This is a genomic window from Leyella stercorea (genome assembly GCF_021531355.1).
In the GTDB taxonomy this organism is placed as follows: domain Bacteria; phylum Bacteroidota; class Bacteroidia; order Bacteroidales; family Bacteroidaceae; genus Prevotella.
The window spans coordinates 1-20,703 of sequence record NZ_JADYTS010000055.1; the positions used below are offsets into that span (position 1 = coordinate 1).

Sequence of the window (20,703 nt, forward strand, 5' to 3'; positions counted from 1 at the left end):
ATAGATGATGCCAGCTTTATTTTTATCATAATATAAATATTTTTTTTCTATCTATGCATTTAACGGAAGAACCGAAAAAATGGCTAAGAAGTATAAAAAATATCACAACGTGTGTTAAAATTCTGCTTTAATACTGTTGTTCACCATAATATAGTCTAAAATAGCCATGGCGGTCATGGCTTCAACAACCGGAACTGCACGTGGCAACACACATGGATCGTGCCGTCCGCGTGCACAGAGCGAGGTCTTGTTGCCTTCCTTGTCTACGGTAGGTTGCTCTTGAAGGATAGTTGCAACAGGTTTGAATGCCACTCTGAAGTATATGTCTTCGCCATTGCTAATACCTCCTTGTATTCCACCGCTATGGTTTGACATTGTGTGTATTGTACCGTTGTCGGAAGTGAAAATATCGTTCTGTTGGCTTCCTCTTGATGTTACACAATCAAAGCCTTCACCTATTTCGAATCCCTTAGCTGCATTAATGCCAAGCATTGCAGCACCGAGTACTGCGTGCAGCTTGCCGAATTCCGGTTCGCCTATGCCCACTGGACAACCTTTCACTACGCATGTTATAATGCCTCCAATTGTGTCGCCGGCCTTCTTCACCTCGCTTATGAGGTGTTCCATCTTTGTGGCAGTGTCGGCATCAGGACATCTTACGATGTTGCTTTCAGTCAATGAGAGGTCATATTTTCTGTAGTCGCGGTCGAGAGCTATGTCGCCCACCTGCGACGTATACGCTGTTATGCTGACGCCAAGTTTTCTCAGTACAAGCTTAGCCAATGCTCCGCCCACGCAACGGCTTATTGTGATGCGTGCCGATGAGCGTCCGCCACCTCTATGGTCGCGTATGCCATACTTGCTTGTGTATGTGAAGTCGGCATGTGATGGGCGGAACACCGAACGCATGTTGTCGTAGTCGTTAGAGTGCTGATTGGTGTTGCGCACTACAAATCCTATTGGGCAGCCGGTTGACTTTCCCTCAAACACACCGCTGAGAAACTCCACTTTGTCCGGTTCGTTGCGCGATGTTGTTATCTTGCTTTGTCCTGGACGTCGGCGGTTGAGTTCTTCCTGAATGAAGTCCATGTCGATGTCTACTCCCGCAGGCATTCCGTCCACAACGCCGCCTATAGCAGGGCCGTGGCTTTCGCCGAATGTGGTCAGCGTGAAAAGGTTTCCAAATGTATTTCGCATAATTAGATTATTTGCTTGGCTTCCGTATTCTTGTCGAAAGCAGGGTTTGTTTTATTCTATATTAGTGGCAGTGTCCGCAGCATCCGCCCTCTTTCGAGTGCTTCTCGTCGTGGTGTCCGCATCCGCCTTCGCCTTTGCAACCATCTTCATTCTCGCATCCGCTGCAGTGGCCACCGCAACCGCCTCCGTTCATATGGTTGAGCAGAGTCTGGATTTCGTCGTTTGTAGCTTCGCGGTTCTCGATAACGTAGCCCTTGAAGTTGAGCTTGTTGCCAGCGAGTGGGTGGTTGAGGTCTACCTTCACCTTGTCAGCACCGATTTCCATAACCTTTGCGATGAAGAAGTTGCCATCCTCGTTCTTGAGAGGAATCTGTGCTCCCTTGAAGATGTTCTTGCTGTCGAAGTGTCCGTCAACGGTGAACATCTCCTTGTTCAGTTCAATTACTCGCTTCGGATCGTATTCGCCAAACGACTTGTCTTTGTCCAATTCGAAGTCAAACTTCTCACCGCGTCCCAGATTCTTCAAGATATCTTCGAAAGCGTCAAGAGCAGTGCCAAAGCCAGTGATGAATACGAAAGGCTGCTCCTGAGTGGTTTCCTCTACGAGGTTACGTTCGCCATTCTCGTTGATAGTGAAAAGCTGATAGTGTGCAGCAATAAGTTTGTTTGTCTCTTTTTCCATTTTTATATTATTTTGTTTTTTATATTATTTCAAACAAATTGCACATAAATAGTGCAAAGATAGTACAAAGATAGTGCAAAGGTACGATATTTTTATTTGATAAATTTCCTTTATATCTTATTTTTATATACTTTTGCAGCATATAATAACAACAAAAATGTTTTTAGAGTTATGAAAAAAGTAAAATTTGTATTGATGGCACTTGTTGCCGCCATTGTTGTTTCATGTGGTACGACACGTACTGTGCCTATTACAGGTCGCAAGCAGAACATCCTTGTATCTGACGAGCAGGTTCTTTCGCTTAGCAATCAGGAATACACCAATTATATGAAGTCTGCCAAGATTTCTACCAATGCCGCCAATACCGCAATGGTGAAACGTGTAGGTCAGAAGCTTGCCACAGCCGTTGAGGCTTATCTCAGCAATCACGGATTGGCATCTGAGATAAATCAGTACAGCTGGGAGTTTAATCTTGTGCAGGACAAGAGCGCCAATGCCTTCTGCATGCCTGGTGGCAAGATTGTGGTTTACGAGGGTCTGTTGCCTTACACTCAGAACGAGGCGTCGCTTGCCATCGTTCTCGGGCATGAGATTGCTCACGCAGTGGCAAAGCATTCTGCCGAGCAGATGAGCAAGCAGATAAAGAATCAGTACGGCACCCAGATTCTTGGCTCGGTGCTTAATGCCGCCGGTGTCAGCTCGTCTACTACACAGTTGGCACAGATTATAGCTCAGAAGGGATTGCAGTTCAGAAGTCTGAAGTATTCGCGCGACAACGAGACCGAGGCCGACCGTATGGGACTCATCTTTGCAGCAATGGCAGGCTACGATCCCAATGTGGCTGTTAGTTTCTGGCAGCGTATGTCGCAGGGCAATAACAGCAATCAGAGCGACATGTTCAGCGACCACCCCTCTGACGCCAAGCGTATTGCAGCCATCAAGCAGGAGTTGCCTGAGGCTTTGACCTACTACAATCCGCCAAAGACCACTGTCAAGAAGACAACTTCAACAGCAAAGAAAACTGTACGTAAAACTACAACGAGAAGGAAATAAACTTATTTTCGCTTCGTTTAATCCAATTTTTTGCAGTATCTTTGCATCTCAATTGGAAACAGTGCTTCGGTTCTGTCGCTGCTGTGCGTATGTGCAGGAGAGGAAAGTCCGGGCAGCATAGGGAACCCCACTTCCGAAAGTAGAAGCTGTCGGCGACGGCAGGTGTCGGTAGAAGAAAACAACCGCCACACCTTCGTGTGTGGTAAGGGTGAGAAGGTGGTGTAAGAGACCACCAGCCGGTGGGCGATCATCGGGCTGTACCATCTGGGGGCTGCAAGTTCATGTATACCATCGTTTGAGGGCGTCCCGTCCGATTTCCTTTCGAGGATACGGTGGAGGGTAGAATGCTAGAGACGCAGGGTGACTTGCGTAGTAGATAAATGACAGAAGACTCTTGCGTCAGTAATGGCGCACGAGAAACGGAACCCGGCTTATAGAGGCACTGTTTCCATTCTTTTTCTTTTTTATTTAATCGATAAACGCTGATTTATCAAATTGATAAACACGGACAATTGGTTTGCTTTGACATTCCGGTTGTCCGTGTTTTCATTTTATGGTCGGAACGGATAGTTTTTTATTCGCATCTTTTGCAAATATTGTTGCCAAAAGTAATAATTGTGAATATTTTTGTGAATTATTTTAGCATAATTACTTGTTTTTGCGCCTATTCGGTGATAAAATCGACATTTTAACAATGTAGAATCTATTAAACGAGATTTTATTAGTAATTTTGCAACACATTTTTAATAAAATAAATATGATCTATAACATAATGTTGTGAAACGTATAGAAAATATTGGTGAAGAGTCACTGATTTCTTTATTGTTTTTACAAATCAAAAAAAGGATAATAATTAATAAACATTTTATAATCAACAATTGAAACAAACAAGATGAGAAGATTTTCCCTATTGCTTGTCTCTCTGATTGTGTTGACTGTACAAACAGCCTTGGCGCAGAATTTCAGCGTCAAGGGAACGGTCGTGTCTGCTGAAGACAACGAACCGCTGATTGGTGCAACAATACTTCAAGAGGGAACAACGAATGGTGTGGTTACCGACATTGACGGCAACTACGTCATTGAGGTGAAGGGTGCATCTAAGGCTACGCTCGTGATTTCGTATCTCGGCACGGTTACTCAGAAGCATCCTGTCAATGCACAGACGCGCACGCTCAACGTGAAGCTGTCGTCCGACTCGAAGGTTACCGACGAGGTGGTGGTAGTGGCGTATGGCGTACGTAAGAAGGGAACCATTGCGGGTTCCGTTTCGTCTGTGAAGTCTGAAAAGATTGAGAATGTCCCAGCTGCCAGCTTCGACCAGGCACTGCAAGGACAGAGTACAGGTCTGCAGGTAATCAGTTCGTCGGGCGAACCAAGCAAGGCGGCTACTTTCCAGATTCGTGGTACCAACTCAATCAACTCGGGCAAGTCGCCGCTCTTTATTCTTGACGGTGTACCCATCTCAAGTTCCGACTTCAACACCCTCAGTCCTAACGACATCGAGAGCATCTCGGTATTGAAGGACGCTTCCTCTACATCTATCTATGGTGCGCGTGCTGCCAATGGTGTGGTTGTAATCACATCTAAGCGTGGTCTGTCGCTTGACAATGCCAAGATTACTCTGCGTGCCCAGTACGGTTTCTCTGAGTTGGCTCAGAACAACTGGATGATGATGAACACCGACGAGCGCATACAGTTTGAGAAGGAAGTAGGTCTGGATGCCGGCAAGGACTACAACCTCCTCTCGAAGGTTAATGTCAACTGGCTCGACGAGGTGTTCAACGACCGTGCTCCGCTCCAGAGCTACGAGCTTTCTGTCAATCGTGCCACCGATCGTTTGAACTATTACGTGTCAGGTGGATTCTACGACCAGGACGGTATTGCACAGAATTCTACCTTCCGCCGTTACAATCTTCGCACCAATGCCGATGTCAAGGCAAGCAAGTGGCTGAAGATAGGCACCAACACAATGGCTGCTTACGAGGAGGCACAGCAGGCCGACGATGGCAGTTACACCACCGTTACTCCTATTTCTGCCTGCCGCTTCATGCTGCCTTACTGGAGTCCGTATGCCAAGGACGGTAGTCTGGCTTCGCTCGCCAAGGGCGATTGGGCTGGCACAAGCGAGAACCCTATTGTGTACATGGGCAAGAACCCTATCAAGAACAAGAAGTATAAGGTGCTCTCTACGATGTACGCCGAGATTTATCCTATTGAGAATCTTACAATCCGTACTCAGTTCGGTGCCGATTTCACTCATTCTACAGCGTTCCTCCAGTCGTTCCCAAGCCTTTCGTCAAACAATGGCCAGGGCACAGCGGCTCGTCAGAGCAACGACGCGCTCAGTCTCACTGAGACCACAACAGCCAACTATCGCTTCAATCTGGGCGAGAGTCATGCTTTCAATGTGATGTTGGGTCAGGAGGCTGTCAACTATCACTCTGAGGGATTCAACGTTTACACCAAGGGTCAGACCAGCGACCTTCTGACAAACGTGTCTTCTGGTACACGTGCCAGCCGTTGGGCAGATTCTTCGTCTGATTACTCATACATGTCATTCTTCATGCGTGGCGAGTACAACTACAAGGAGCTTTACTATGCCGACTTCTCTCTGCGTACCGATGCTTCTTCACGTTTCGGTAAAGACCATCGTTGGGGTACCTTCTGGTCGCTTGGATTCATGTGGAATGTCAAGCAGACCGATTGGCTGAAGGAAATGAACTGGTTAAGCAATGCTCAGATTGCAGTCAGCACCGGTACTTCGGGCAACTCAGAGATTCCCAACTATTATCACTTGGCACTCGTGTCGGGTGGTGCCAACTACGACGACACTGCAGGCTTCTTCCCTTCGCAGAGCGGCAACGAGGAGTTGGGCTGGGAGTCGACATGGGCAAACAACTTCGCCCTTCGTCTCGGATTCCTCAATCGCATCAACTTCAGCTTTGAGGCTTACTACAAGCGTACTTCTAACATGCTTATGCGTGTGCCTGAGTCATATACAGTTACTGGCGAGGGCTATCGTTGGAAGAACGTGGGCGTTATGGCCAATAAGGGTATTGAGTTGAGCGCTGATGGCGACATCATCCGCACACGCGACTTCACATGGAACGTGAGCGCCAACGTATCTTATAATCAGAACCGTCTGAAGGAACTCTACAATGGCGTTACCGAGTATGTCAACTCAACCACAGGTTTGAAGTACGTAGTAGGCCACTCTGTCAGCGAGTTCTATCTCAACCGTTACGCCGGTGTAAACCCAGCCAATGGCGAGCAGCTCTGGTACGACAAGAACGGCAACATCACCAACGAGTTCCGCGAGGGCGACAAGGTGATGACCGGCAAGACCTACGATGCACCTTGGATGGGTGGTTTCGGCACCAGCCTCCGCTGGAAGGGCTTGCAGCTCTCAGCCCAGTTCAGTTGGATTGGCACACGCTACGTCATCAACAACGACCGCTTCTTCGAGGAGAGCGGCATCATGTTCGGTACTGCCTACAACCAGTCGAAGCGCTTGCTCTACGACCGCTGGAAGCAGCCAGGCGACATCACCGACATTCCTTGTTGGGGTGAGGTGATACAGCTTGACGACCGCTTCCTTGAGAATGCATCGTTCCTCCGTCTGAAGAATCTCAGCCTGTCGTATTCACTGCCACAGAGCCTGTTGCGCAAGAGCAAGTTCTTCACCATGGCACGCATCTATGGTCAGGCACAGAACCTCTTCACCATCACCGGTTTCAACGGTCTTGATCCTGAGGTTTCTTCGAATATTTACCAGGCACAGTATCCGGCATCACGCCAGTTCACTCTGGGTGTGGAACTGCAATTCTAAATAAGAAAGGAGATTACAAAAATGAATATCAATAATATAAAGACATGTGTGCTGTCGGCAATACTCGCCGTCTCTATGTCTTCTTGTCTTGACAAGTATCCTGAGGATTCAATCCGCATGGACGAGGCTGTCAATACAGTAGAGGATGTGGACAAGCTAGTGATAGGTATCTACGACAGCTTCAAGAGCAGCGCCTTGTATTCTGGCAATCTTACCATTTTGCCCGATTTGCAGGCCGACTTCGTGTTCTGCGTGAAGGGCTACTCTAATGCCTATGGCGACATCTATCGTTGGAAGGACATCAAGGCCACCAACACCGACATCGAGGCTGTTTATGCCGACCTCTACGGCGTCATCAACCGATGCAACTTCTTGCTCGACAATCTCGACAAGGTGAGAGCCAACACCAATAGCGACAAGCTTCTCGACAAGTTGGAGCAGTATGAGGGCGAGGCACGTTTTGCTCGTGCCTTGGCTTACTCTGAGCTCATCAAGTGCTACTGTAAGGCTTACGACAGCGACGAGCAGGCAGCCAGCGAGCTTGGCGTAGTGCTTACCGAGCATTATCATGGCAACGAGCCTCAGAAGCGTGCCAGCCTGAAGGAGTCGTACGAGTTTGTACTTGCCGACCTCGACAAGGCAGCCGAATATCTTAAGGTAGACGACGACTTCACCGGAAGTCTTTACAACGAAATCTACTTCAACGAGTACACCTGCCATGCTTTGCGTGCGCGCGTATCATTATATATGCATAAGTACGACGATGCTATCAAGTACGCATCGAAGGTTATCAGCAGCAAGTACTACACCTTGGAGAAGGCTTCTTCCAACACCTATTCTAATCAGGTGAAGGATTACAAGTACATCTGGACCTATGGCGACTCGCGCGAGGCAATCTGGAAGGTAGGATTCACAATCAATAGTTATGGTGGCGCCCTGGGCACCATCTTCGACAACTTCAACTATGTGACTTACCGTCCCGACTATGTGCCTGCAACATGGGTAATCAACTCGTTCGACAACAACGACCTTCGTGCTGCTGCCATCTTCACCACTCGTGTCACAGGCTATGAGCACGGACTGCAGTGGCCCTTGTTGAGCAAGTATTTTGGCGATGCCACCTTCTTGAACAACAACATCCTGCACGTACATCAGCCAATGGTGTTCCGTCTCTCGGAGATGTATCTGGTTCGTGCTGAGGCTTACGCTATGAAGGGCGACTACACCAAGGCTGGCAAGGACATCACAACACTCCGTTCTGCCCGCTACTCGTCTTACGGTGGCAACACATCGCTCAGCGAGAGCAACGCCCTGAAGATAATCGAGGGCGAGCGTGTCAAGGAACTCTACATGGAAGGCTTCCGTCTGATCGACCTCAAGCGTTGGCACAAGGGATTCGAACGCAAGATAGCCGACCAGCCCGCAGCCAACTTCGTACAGAGCGACCTCAAGGTAGAGAAGGACGACGCCTTCTTCGTATGGCCAATTCCGCAGCACGAGCTTGAGTCGCCGGGTTCGCAGATTGAGCCTAATGAAAGTAACAAATAAAATAAAGAGACGATCATGAAGAAAATAATGATGGGATGTTTGTCAGCCGTAGCTGCACTCATCGCTCTTGCAAGCTGTTCGCAAGACTATACCAATTATTCTGGTCCGAGCCACATCATGTTCTCTGATACGCTCTATCAGTATGCCGTACAGGAGACCAACGAGGTGTTCAACGTCCCCGTTTCGGCTACCGAGAAGGCCGACTTCGACCGCACCTTTGCTGTTGAAGTTGTGCCCAAGCAGAGCAACGCCATTGAGGGTCGCCACTATCGCATCCTCAACAACACCGTCACAATCAAGGCGGGCGAGATGGTAGGCAACGTGCAGGTTCAGGGCGTTTACGAAAACATAGGCAAGACAGATTCGCTCGGCTTCACCCTTAAGCTGGTGGTTCCCGAGAAGTACAACTGGACCGACCTTTACAAGGACTACACCCACGTAGTGATGCAGAAGTCTTGTCCGTTCGACATCCACAACTTCTCAGGCTGGTGTGTGGTAACGTCTACATTCTACAGCCAGTATCTTAACAACGTCACCAACCGTCTTATCAAGACCGAGGTGGTAGAAGGCGAGGAGAACACCGTGCTCCTCAAGGATGTTTACTATAAGGGCTACGACCTTAAGCTGAAGTTCAACACCAAAAATCCTCTTGAGCCTAAGGTAGAGATGGACGACCAGATAGCTGGTGAGACCGGTGAGGCATTCGGCACCATCTATGGCGACGGCAAGTTGCGCATCAGCCAGCCTTCTATCTACACATCTTATTATAACACCTGCCAGAACTACGTGTTGCAGTATGTCTCGATGAGCGTTGACAACAAGGACGGTTCGTCATTCGGTACAGTAGGCACATTCATCTCAATGTTTGAGTGGATAAGCGATGCCGAGGCAGAGAAACTTAAAGAACAAGGATTATAAAAACGACAAAACAAAATGAAAACATTGATTTCAAAATATTGGCTCGTGCTCATGGCGCTGGTATCAGTGACCTTGTTTAGCGCTTGTAGCGACGACGACGATGCCACAACCCCCGTATTCCCTACGGTACAGACCATTGCCGGTGCCGCTGGCGACGAGTTGGACTTCACCTTCGAGGCCAACGACAACTGGAGCCTCTCTTCATCAGCCATCTGGTGTAAGTTGGCTCAGGGCGAGAACACTGACGCCTTCGTGCTCAATGGTGCTGCCGGCAAGCAGACCATCAAGGTTAAGCTCACTGCCGACGACGCAAGCAAGGAGATGAGTGTGGCTCAGCTCTTCCTCTCAATGGGCAGACAGAAGGTGGCTGTCGCTGAGGTTCAGCGTTCGGCTACTGGCTACGAGCTTAAGGTATACGACGAGTTGGGCAACGACATCACCCAGACCGGTATCACCGTAGGCTACAAGGACATTGCAGGCCAGCCTATCTACAACAAGTTCACAGTTAAGTCCAACTATCGTTTTGCCGTTACCAACACTCCTGCATGGGTAGAGTTGGAGGGTGGATTCCTCGTAGGCACACCCAACAAGGATGCCGTAGGCGGTGCTGCATTCAAGGAGAACGCAGGCATGAGTGCCAAGTATGTCATTGCCAAGGAGGACAACTACACTATCACCTTCGCTTCGGAGGATGGCAAGGCAGCCGTGACAGTGCCCGTTGTCTATAACGGTATGACCACCAACACCATGGACATCACTTATCCTACAGCTTCACAGTGGGCTGTATGGAATGTGTCGCTCGACGGTAAGGTGTTCACACAGAACGGTTCAAGCCTTAATGGCGACGTTACAAACGAGTTCACCTTCCACAACTTCGTACCCTTCACACTCACTACATTTGGCGATGCTTACCAGCTGGTAGTATTCGAGAATCGTGAAAATGGATTGTTCGAGGACGACAGCAATGCCGTACAGCTGAAGGGCGATAAGGGCAACGTTAAGCTCACCGTAGCACCGTTGAGCAGCGGTAGCCGTGAATTCCTCGTTTACGCATTGCCTCAGAGCGTTTACGAGACACTCGAGAACGGTCTTGACGATATGCTTGAGAACGACTTCACCACTGTAAGCAGCGACTACGACCGCTACTTCCTCATGGACATCGTGCAGAAGGAAGCCAGCCATGGCGGTTCGACAGTCACAGCACCTATCGTTACCAGCATGGGCATGGAGGTAGATTGCGCTCTGACTACCAATGCCGACTATAAGTCGTACGCCGAGGGTCTGTTCAGCTATACCGGCAACGACGTGTTCGAGTCGACAGTCTACGGTGGCTACGTAGCCATCTATCCTCAGATTGACGGATGGGATCCTACAGCAGGAGATGGCGTAGTAATCTACGATGGCACCGGCAATACGGTAGACAGCTATGAAATGCAACAGGACGATAAGGGCATCTACATTGGCTTTATGGCCGACGAGCTTACCGCTCCTATCCTTGTTGGCTTCAACGATGCCATGCATGTTTACAAGCGCGTTGTCGTTATCAATAAAATGCAGTAAAGAAGCAAGTAAAACCACAAAGTAATGAATACAATCACAAATTATAGCAAGGCATTCTTGTTGCTCGTGGTGGCAATGCTCACCATGGCAGTGACAAGCTGCTCTGAAGACACCCTTGAGCGTTGGGACGGCACATACGGCTATGTGCAGTTCATGCTCTCCAAGAAGGTGTCGTCGAGAGCTACCCGTGCCGCTGCCGTCGACAAGCTTGAGAAACTGGGCGATGCCAAGAAAATCAAGGTTGTCATGGAGCACGACGGCACCACCGTGTCGCAGACATTGACGCTCAATGCCTACAATGCCGAGAATGCAGAGTACGGATTGAAGAGTGATAAGTTGCAGCTTGCCTCAGGCACCTACACCATCATCGGTTTCTATCTCTACGATGGGGTAGACGAGGAGTTGCTCGCTTCGTCAGCAGGCGAGACCTTTACCGTGCAGGGTAGCGGACTTACCGTTCAGGACCTTATGGTTGAGACCGTAGAGCGTGGCAAGGTGCAGTTCGATCTCGTCAAGCAGTGGGCAGAGACCCGTGCCGGAAGCGGTGAGTATCTCTTCTCAAGCATCCGTATGATCGACGTCAGCGTCACCAATCTCTTCACACGCGAGACCTTCACCTTCAACAATCTTAAGGTGAAATACAAGGAAGGCAACAAGGAGCATCAGAATCCCGACAATGCCGACGACAAGTACATGGATGTGGCTACAGCCCATTGCGACTCTACCATCTGGCTTCCTGCCGGCACCTATCAGGTTACGTCGTACACCACTTACGGCAAGACCGGAGCTGTGAAGACCACCTACGAGACACAGCCCGTCAAGGGCAAGGCTTTCGTCATCACCGACAATCAGCTCACTGCCGACGCTCAGGTGCCCATCCTCCTCTCTGAGACCAAGGAGTACATCAAGGACTACAAGGCTCTGAAGGCCATTTGGGAGTCGCTTCAGGGTAAGGATTGGAGCTTCTATGGCGACGCCACATTCCACGGCGCCAACTGGAACTTCAACAAGGAGCTTGACATGTGGGGCGAGCAGCCCGGCGTTACGCTCAACAGCAACGGCCGTGTCATCGGCATTATCATTGCCGGATTCGGTGCCAAGGGTATCGTGCCCGACGCCATCGGTCAGCTCACCGAGCTTCAGGTGTTCAACTTAGGTTCGCACGATGAGAAGATTGGTGCCAATCTCTTTAATGAGTATGATGCCAACAAGCTCACAGCAGCCCGTAAGCAGTCAATGCGCCACGACTACGAGAACAAGTTCCTCAAGTACGACCCGCGTGCCAATATGTCCGAGATGATTATCGAGAGCTTCAATTCCGACAGCAAGAACGCCAAGAATACAATCAAGAAGGACTCACGCATTCAGCTGAAGGACGCTCAGATAGGTCTCACTACCAATAAGATTACTGGTATCTCTAAGGCCATCTATCGCCTCACCAAGATGCAGCAGTTCTACATCGGCAACTCTCCGATTACAGCCGACGAGGTTTGCTCTAAGTTCTACGACGACGAGTCGTCAGAGTATCATCGCTTTGCCGAGGAGTTCACCGAGGAGGCATGGGACAAGATGACCACTCTCACCGACCTTGAGCTCTACAACTGTCCGAAGCTCACCCGTCTGCCCGAGGTCTACTACAATCTTCCGAATGTTCAGGCATTCAACCTCGCTCGCAACAAGGGCATTTCAGCCGCTCAGCTGCGCGACGACTGGGAGCAGATGGCAACAAGCAAGATAGGCAAGACTTTGCAGATTCTCTATCTGAGCCACAACAATCTCGAAGAGTTCCCTGCATCATGGGCACTGCGCAATATGTTGAAGCTTGGTCTGCTCGACCTCGCCAACAACAACATCAAGAAGGTGCATGCCTTTGGCAAGGAAGTAGAGTTGGCGTCGCTCTATCTCACCAACAACCAGATTGAGGAGATACCAAATGACCTCTGCGGCTTCTCTGACAACACCGAGAGTCTGGACTTCTCATACAACAAGCTCAAGAAGATACCCAATATCTTCGATGCAAGCTCAATCTACGTGATGGGTTCGGTCAACTTCTCTAACAACGAGATATCGGGTGTAGACAATACTGGCGGCTACAAGGGCATCAACGCCTCTACCGTGTCGCTTGCCAACAACAAGCTCACCAAGTTCCCTTCAGAGCTGATTTCGGCTGGCTCGCCAATCATCACTCTCGACCTGAGCGGCAACCAGATGACCAGTATCCCCAAGGGTTCTATCCGTGGTAAGTATGCCTATCTCTTGCAGGTGATGGACTTCCGCTTCAACAAGCTTACGTCACTCTCTGACGACTTCTTGAGCGACAACATGCCCTACATCACCAATATCGACCTGAGCTACAACTGCTTCAGCCAGGTGCCCACACAGCCGTTGAACAGTGCCAACCTCCGTGCGTTCGGCATCAACCATCAGCGCGACGCCCAGGGCAACCGCCCCTTGCGCACATGGCCTACAGGCATTACCAAGTGTCCGAGTCTGATTCAGTTCCAAATAGGCTCTAACGATATCCGCAAGGTAGACGAGAAATTGACCTCTCACCTCTATATCGTGAACATCTCCGACAACCCCAACATCTCAATCGATGTTACAAGCGTTTGTCCTTACATCAAGGTAGGTGCTTACAAGTTGTTCTACGACAAGACTCAGGACATCCGCGGCTGCGACGCTCTGAATCTTGAAAACTAAAAAAACATAAGCAAGTAAGATAATATGAAATATATTAAATTCCTTACATCGCTCCTCGTTCTCGGTGCAGGCATGCTTGCCACATCATGTAGCGACAACGACGATTCTGCCATCCCCGGCGGACTGGCCATTGACAAGGAGCAAATCGAGATAGGAGCCGAGGGCGGTAGCACCGAGCTTGCCGTTTCTGCCACACAGAATTGGGTGGGCAGCGTGGCTGAGCCGTGGCTGATGCTCACTCCTGCCAACGGTGTGGGTTCTGCCACTGCCAAGGTGGTGGTCGACTCTACGCTGATGAATGGTCGCCGCACAGCCGACATCGCCTTCATCGGCGACAACGGCCAGCGCCGCACCGTATCGGTAGTGCAGTTCGGATTTGGCAAGCAGATTGCCCTCAACGAGCCGCTTGTCGAGATAGACAACTCGGGCTCTTATGACGAGCGCGCCTTCGAGACCATCATCTCAGCCAATGTAGAGTGCAAGATTGGCAGCATCGAGTATTCGTATGAGGGCAATCTCAGCGAGGCCGAGAAGGCTGACAACGAGAGCGAGCGTCAGGGCTGGCTCCTCAACTCTAAGAACGAGGACAAGCTCGTAGGCACCAACCTCGGCATTGTGCTCGACCGCAAGGCACGTCCGCGCAGCGTCAAGTTCAAATTCCGCTGGAACATGAATGTAGTGCCTGCCGTGCGTGTGGCTAAGGTCCACCTCGTGCCGGTCAATGCCGACGACGAGCTGGTCGATGCCGATGGCAACAAGACAGCCGACGTAGTGCTGACAGTTCGTCAGGAGGCAGCGCCTAAGATTGAGGACAACCGTGCTGGCGACTCCCTCTCGGTCATCATGATCAATCAGAAGCTCAACAGCATGGTCACTTTCGACACCAGCGACAACATGCGCAACTGGAGTGGCGTGACCCTCTGGGAGGCCACCGACCCATTTGTCAAGCAGCATCCTGAGGCTTTGGGCCGTGTGCGTTCAGTCAAGTTCAGCATGTTCAACCTCAAGCCGGGCGAGACGCTTCCTAAGGAAGTGAAGAATCTGAAGTATCTCGAAACCTTCTCGTTGGCAAGCAACGCCAACAACCAGATACGCAACATGGAACTTGGCGAAGACATCTGCGAGCTTGCTCATCTCAAGAATCTCGTCATCCAGGCTTACGGCTTGGTCAAGTTGCCTGCCAACTTCAAGAAGCTGGGCAAGACATTGGAGAGTCTCAATCTGGTAAGTAACAACTTCAACCGTCTCTCCGACATCACCAAGGTAGTCAATGCCCATAACTTCCCCCATCTGCACACATTGACCCTCTACGCCCAGCGTCGCACCGACATCTGCATCAACATGAGCGGTCTGAACAAAGATGGCGATGGCAACTACGTCTACAAAAATTATCCCATCGGATTGTATGGCAATATCAGCAACGAGTACTCTGAGCGTCAGGCGTTCCTCTTGCTCCTCACATGGGACAATCTGCGTGCCCTTGAGTTGTCTTACTGCTTCCTTGAGGGCGAGCTGCCCACCGACGAGGAGATGGACGAGGCACTTAAGGCTGCCGGCAAGCCGACACGCTACACAGCTGCCGACTTCTCTACCGACAAAGCCGACTGGCAGGACAAGCTCGTAGGCGACACCTGCAAGTGGTTGCTCTCTAAGAGTGAAAACCCCATCACCTGCAAGCAGAAGGATGGCACCATTGTCTACGAGGATGTCTATCCTATGCAAGTGCCGCGCGTACTGCCCAAGTGTCGCAAGTTGTCGCTCAACCTCAACTTCTTCACCGGTGCCGTGCCCAAGTGGGTATTGTTCCATCCGCGTATGGTGATGTGGAGCCCAGCAGTGATGTTCTTCCATCAGACCGACCGTGGCTTCGACACAACAGGCAAGGCAGCCGGATTCAGCAACATGGCTGAGGACACCTACAGCGCCGAGTACTATTACGGCACTAAGGACCCAGGCTCAAAGTATGAGGTTCCGGGCGTAGCCTATCCGTTGTACTATCGTTCATTCGTTGCCGCCGGCGACGTTGACGAGGCAGCACTTCGTGCCAAGTACAAGAGAAGTAAAAAATAAAAGCAAACAAATAGACAAATGAAGAAGAATTATTTCTATATAGCATTGGTCGCATTGGCGTTGACAGGTTGTGCCGACAACCTGCCAACCGCCGATTCTCCTACGGGCAAGACCGACATCACCATCCCAGCCGACGCTGAGGCTGGTGAGCTGCTCATCAAGTTCAGCCCCGAGATGACCGACATCCTCGACCAGGCACAGCTCAGCAAGACCCGTTCGGGCAAGGCTACCCGTTCGGGCATTCCCTCTACCGACGAGGTGCTCGCCATATTGGGCAGCTACAGCTTCGAGCGCGTCTTCCCCGTCGATGCCAACACCGAGGCACGTACACGCCAGGCAGGACTCCACCTCTGGTACACCGTAAAGTTCGACAAGGGCACCGACCTCAAGGCTGCCGCCGAGCGACTCAAGCAGCTGGGCGAAATCTCTAAGGTGCAGACCAACGGCCGCATCAAGCGCGCCTACAGCACCGATACCAAGCGCATCTATCTCAGCGACAAGGCGCTGCAGCAGAAGGCTACACGCGCTGCTGCCGAAGGCGAGCCCAACGACCCCGGCTTTGCCTATCAGTGGCACTATCGCAACCTGGGTGCGGGCAACTACGGATTTGAGAATCTCAACGACAACAATGCCGGTGCCGAAGCAGGATGCGACGTCAATGCTCTTGAGGCATGGAAGACCTGTAGTGGCGACCCCTCAATCATCGTGGCTGTGCTCGACGAGGGCGTGATGTACACCCATCCCGACCTTGCGCCCAACATGTGGTGCAATCCGGGCGAGACCACACAGGGAGCCAAGACCGATGCCGACGGCAACGGCTACGAGGGCGACCTCCACGGCTACAACTTCGTTGAGGATAGCGGCAACATATCATGGTCGGACGCCAACGACACAGGTCACGGCACACACGTGGCAGGCACCATAGCCGCTGCCAACAACAACGGCATCGGCGTGTGCGGAGTGGCAGGTGGCGACGGCACCCCCGACTCGGGTGTCAAGATCATGTCGTGCCAGGTGTTCTCCGGTCAGAACAGCGTAACCCTTGCCGGTGAGGCACGTGCCATCAAGTATGCAGCCGACAACGGAGCCGTAATTCTCCAGTGCAGTTGGGGCTACAACTCTTCGGAGAGTAGCGAGCTTCAGGGCTACGTGCCCGGACCGGCTACCGAGAAGGAGTGGGCTGAGACTTATCCGCTGGAGAAGGAGGCACTCGACTACTTCATCAACAATGCCGGTTCGCCAAATGGCGTCATCGACGGTGGTATTCCCGTATTTGCAGCTGGCAACGAGTATGCTCCCAATCCCGCCTTCCCCGGTGCTTATTCCAAGTGCGTGTGCGTAGCCTCGCTTGCAGCCGACTACACCCCGGCTTGCTACACCGACTACGGACAGCTCGTCACACTGAGCGCCCCTGGCGGCGACCTCGAGTACTACGGCAAGATAGGCGAGGCCGAGGACGAGTATTGGGCTGAGACAGCCGAGCAGAAGGGAGCCGTGCTCTCTACCATGATCAAGAACGGCAAGCCAGCCTACGGCTACATGGAGGGCACCTCGATGGCTTGTCCTCACGTGTCGGGTGTGGCAGCGTTGGGCCTTTCCTACGCCGCCAAGCAGCATCGCCACTATCGTGCTGCCGACTTCATCGCACTGATGAAGAAATCGGTAAAGAACCTTGACAGCCATTACGCCAACGGAGCCACCAAGACCTACTATATGAACCACACCACTGTAGGCGCTTCGCCCGAGACCGTAGAGCTTGGCAAGTACATCGGCAAGATGGGCACCGGACTCATCGACGCTGCACGTCTGCTCAGCAACATCCAGAACAAGGAGTACAGCTCCGACATGAAGCTGCCCAACATGTACGTAGCCACCGGGAACACCTCAACGCTGCGTCTTGACAGCTACTTCGGCGGTCAGATGTCGGGCTACAGCTGCACCGTGGCAAATGCCAATGTGGCTTCTGCCTTTGTGTCGGGCAATGTGCTCAGCGTGAAGGGATTCGCCGCAGGCAGCACCACGCTCACCGTGACAGCCGCCGACGGCACCAGCCAGACGGTAGTGGTTACGGTACGCAAGAGCGCAGCCGGCAACGGTTGGATGTAATAAAACTCCACATACAGACAATAGAGATATGAAGACATTAGCATATATGGTTTCGGTAGCCGCTCTTCTCGTGTCGTCGCCCTCAGCGTCAATGGCACAGAACGGGCTGCTCAAGTTCGACCGCAACGTTATCGATGCAGGCACGATGACCGAAGACGACGCTCCGCGCACCTATACCTTCACAGGTCGCAACGTGAGCCGCCGTACGCTGCACATCACACAGGTGAAAACCACCTGTGGATGTACCAGCTCTACGGTGAGCAGCAAGGAGCTGAAGCCCGGTGCGGCGTTCAAGGTCAGCGTCACCTTCACGCCCCGTCGCTATCCCGGCACCATCAACACCGGCGCTTTCCTCTACCTTCGTGAGGCAGCCGGCACTCCTGCCGCCAAGCTCGCACTTACGGGCAAGGTGCTGCCTGGAGCCGATGTGTGGGCACGCTATCCTCACAAGATGGGCGCCCTGCGGCTCAAGCAGTCAAGGGTGAGCATCAGCGAGGTGAAGCCTGGCACACAGCCGTCGGCACGCATACTCTGCGGCAACAGTGGCAACAAGGCGCTGCGCATCAACAGTCTGCTGCTGCCCCCTTACGCCCGTCTGTCTACCGAGCCTGAGGTGTTGCAGCCCGGCGACGAGGCCGACCTTGTCATCACCATCTTGGCTGACAAGATTCCCTCCACAATGCCCGCTACATTCAGTTTCCCCGTAGTGCTTGAGGGGCTCGACGCCCGTCCGTCCGACCGAACCATACAGGTCAGCGTATCTCGCGAACTCTTGAAAAAGTAAAAGAGTAAAAAAGTAAAAGAGTAAAAAAGAGTAAAAACAACAAAGACAATGAAACACTTATATAAACTCTTCACCCTCCTGGTGGTAGCCTTGTTTGCCTGCACCTTCACATCGTGCAGCAGCGACGACGAGGAGATGGAGGAGCCGTCGATGGAGGTGACACCTGCCAATCTGCACGGCACATGGAAGCTGGTGGAGTGGAACAACGGCGAGCAAGTGCCCGAAGGCACCTACTGCTACATCGTGTTCGACCGCCGCGAGCAGACCTACGTGATGTACCAGAAGTTTGACAGCATGTACGGCCGCCGCATCACCGGCTCGTTCGCCATCAAGAACGACCCCTATCAGGGCTACGTCATCAGCGGCACCTACGACTACAACCGTGGCGACTGGAACCAGAGCTACATCGTGACCCGCCTCGTGCAGTCTGGCTCAATGGTGTGGACTGGCAAGGACGACACAGCCGACGTGAGCCGCTACGAGCGTTGCGCCGAAGTGCCAGCCGAAATCATCAACGAGTCGAAAGACCTGACAGAGTAATAGGAGGCTATGGCGTCCTCGCCGTAGCCTGCGCAATAAAAAGAGTGAAAAACAGCGAATAATCCGCAATTAATAGCTGATTATTCGCTTTTTTTGTCCCTTTTCCAAACAAAATCCGTACATTTGTAGACGACTAAAAATTTTGAATTATATTTTTAACAGAAATCTAAAATAACAATGGAACAGACAATCGTAAAGCCAGCCGAAGGAAAGCTCGGCATCATGGTAGTAGGTTGTGGTGCTGTTGCCACCACATACATGACTGGTGTTTTCATGGCTCGCAAGGGACTTGCCAAGCCGGTAGGATCAATGACACAGTATGACAAGATTCGCATCGGCCGCGGAGCCGACAAGAAATATCTGCACTATAAGGACATCGTGCCCCTTGCCGACCTCAAGGACATCGTGTTCGGTACATGGGACGTTTATCCGCAGAACGCCTACCAGGCTGCCATGTATGCCGAGGTGCTCAAGGAGAAGGACATCAACCCCGTGCGCGAGGAACTGGAGAAGATAGTGCCCATGAAGGCTGCCTTCGACAAGAACTACGCCAAGCGTCTCGACGGCGACAACGTGAAGGACTGCAAGACACGCTGGGAAATGGTTGAGGCTCTGCGTCAGGACATACGCGACTTCAAGGCTGAGAACGACTGCTCGCGCATCGTTGTAATCTGGGCTGCCTCTACCGAAATCTACGTACCGGTGGATATGCAGATACACGGCACACTTGCCTCTCTCGAAGCTGCCATGAAGGCCGATGACCGCCAGCACATCGCTCCCTCTATGTGCTACGCTTACGCTGCCCTAACCGAGGGCGCACCCTTCATCATGGGCGCTCCTAACACCACAGTCGACATTCCTGCCATGTGGGAGCTTGCCGAGCAGACCCGTATGCCTATCGCAGGCAAGGACTTCAAGACCGGACAGACCCTCGTGAAGAGCGGTTTCGCTCCAATCATCGGCACACGCTGTCTCGGCTTGAACGGATGGTTCTCTACCAACATCCTCGGCAACCGCGACGGTCTCGTGCTCGACGAGCCAGCCAACTTCCACACCAAGGAGGTGAGCAAGCTCTCTACCCTGGAGACCATTCTCAAGCCCGAAGACCAGCCCGACCTCTACGGCCACGGCAACGACGAGGACACACAGTATTATCACAAGGTGCGCATCAACTACTATCCGCCGCGCAACGACAACAAGGAGGGATGGGACAACATCGACATCTTCGGATGGATGGGCTATCCTATGCAGATCAAGATCAACTTCCTCTGCCGCGACTCTATCCTTGCCGCTCCATTGCTGCTCGACCTCTGCCTGCTGAGCGACCTCGCAGCACGTGCCGGACGCTACGGTACACAGCGCTTCCTCAGCTTCTTCCTCAAGGCGCCTATGCACGACTACACCAAGGGCGAGGAACCCGTCAACCACCTCTACCAGCAGTACACCATGCTGAAGAACGCCATCCGCGAAATGGGAGGCTACGAGGCTGACGAAGAGATTGACTAAAAGAGTCCTAATATAAACATAGCGCCCTGCAAAGGCTGAAAGCATTAATAATTGTCAATGCTTTTGCCTTTGCAGGGCGCTTTGCTGTCATCATATTCGTACGTGTTTGTTATTGTATTTGCTTATTTACGATTTATTTAGGGAGTGTCGTTAAATATTAAGATTATTTACAACTATCTAATCCTCAATGTGATAGAAATTTTGTACCTT

General features: G+C 51.6%; 13 protein-coding genes and 1 other RNA gene. 12 read left to right on the top strand and 2 right to left on the bottom strand.

Annotation, left to right across the window (positions count from 1 at the left end):
* Positions 1-114: 114 nt before the first annotated feature.
* Positions 115-1,197, bottom strand: coding sequence for a chorismate synthase (gene aroC, locus I6E38_RS11045; RefSeq protein ID WP_235394048.1), 1,083 nt, complete (start codon positions 1,195-1,197; stop codon positions 115-117).
* 61 nt (positions 1,198-1,258) lie between these two features.
* A complete protein-coding gene (locus tag I6E38_RS11050) occupies positions 1,259-1,879 on the bottom strand; it encodes an FKBP-type peptidyl-prolyl cis-trans isomerase (protein ID WP_235394049.1) in 621 nt (206 codons plus the stop codon).
* Positions 1,880-2,050: 171 nt separating this feature from the next.
* Here I6E38_RS11050 and I6E38_RS11055 point away from each other — a divergent pair, with 171 nt between their 5' ends.
* The 12 genes from I6E38_RS11055 to I6E38_RS11110 all read left to right on the top strand — a co-directional run bounded on the left by I6E38_RS11055 (position 2,051) and on the right by I6E38_RS11110 (position 20,493).
* Complete coding sequence (locus I6E38_RS11055; RefSeq protein ID WP_235394050.1) at positions 2,051-2,932, top strand: M48 family metallopeptidase; 882 nt, start codon at positions 2,051-2,053, stop codon at positions 2,930-2,932.
* A 58-nt stretch (positions 2,933-2,990) separates the two neighbouring features.
* Positions 2,991-3,382, top strand: an RNA gene (gene rnpB / locus I6E38_RS11060) — RNase P RNA component class A.
* A gap of 442 nt (positions 3,383-3,824) precedes the next feature.
* Positions 3,825-6,761 carry a SusC/RagA family TonB-linked outer membrane protein gene (locus I6E38_RS11065; protein WP_235394051.1) on the top strand — a complete coding sequence of 979 codons (2,937 nt, stop codon included), beginning with the start codon at positions 3,825-3,827 and terminating at the stop codon, positions 6,759-6,761.
* A 21-nt stretch (positions 6,762-6,782) separates the two neighbouring features.
* On the top strand, positions 6,783-8,309 hold the full coding sequence (locus I6E38_RS11070; protein WP_235394052.1) for a RagB/SusD family nutrient uptake outer membrane protein: 1,527 nt from the start codon (positions 6,783-6,785) through the stop codon (positions 8,307-8,309).
* Positions 8,310-8,324: 15 nt separating this feature from the next.
* Positions 8,325-9,227, top strand: coding sequence for a DUF4984 domain-containing protein (locus tag I6E38_RS11075; protein ID WP_235394053.1), 903 nt, complete (start codon positions 8,325-8,327; stop codon positions 9,225-9,227).
* A gap of 15 nt (positions 9,228-9,242) precedes the next feature.
* Complete coding sequence (locus I6E38_RS11080; protein WP_235394054.1) at positions 9,243-10,787, top strand: DUF5003 domain-containing protein; 1,545 nt, start codon at positions 9,243-9,245, stop codon at positions 10,785-10,787.
* A 24-nt stretch (positions 10,788-10,811) separates the two neighbouring features.
* Positions 10,812-13,487 (top strand): DUF4458 domain-containing protein, encoded by a 2,676-nt coding sequence (locus I6E38_RS11085; protein WP_235394055.1) that lies wholly within the window; start codon positions 10,812-10,814, stop codon positions 13,485-13,487.
* A 24-nt stretch (positions 13,488-13,511) separates the two neighbouring features.
* A complete protein-coding gene (locus tag I6E38_RS11090; protein WP_235394056.1) occupies positions 13,512-15,557 on the top strand; it encodes a BACON domain-containing protein in 2,046 nt (681 codons plus the stop codon).
* 174 nt (positions 15,558-15,731) lie between these two features.
* Positions 15,732-17,663: a S8 family serine peptidase gene (locus tag I6E38_RS11095; protein ID WP_475595051.1), complete on the top strand. Its 1,932-nt coding sequence runs from the start codon at positions 15,732-15,734 to the stop codon at positions 17,661-17,663.
* Positions 17,664-17,691: 28 nt separating this feature from the next.
* The gene (locus tag I6E38_RS11100) at positions 17,692-18,447 is read left to right on the top strand and encodes a DUF1573 domain-containing protein (protein ID WP_235394058.1); all 756 of its coding nucleotides are present in this window, start codon (positions 17,692-17,694) and stop codon (positions 18,445-18,447) included.
* Between the two features lie 48 nt (positions 18,448-18,495).
* Positions 18,496-18,987 (top strand): lipocalin-like domain-containing protein, encoded by a 492-nt coding sequence (locus I6E38_RS11105; protein ID WP_235394059.1) that lies wholly within the window; start codon positions 18,496-18,498, stop codon positions 18,985-18,987.
* 177 nt (positions 18,988-19,164) lie between these two features.
* The gene (locus tag I6E38_RS11110) at positions 19,165-20,493 is read left to right on the top strand and encodes an inositol-3-phosphate synthase (RefSeq protein ID WP_235394060.1); all 1,329 of its coding nucleotides are present in this window, start codon (positions 19,165-19,167) and stop codon (positions 20,491-20,493) included.
* Positions 20,494-20,703: the final 210 nt, after the last annotated feature.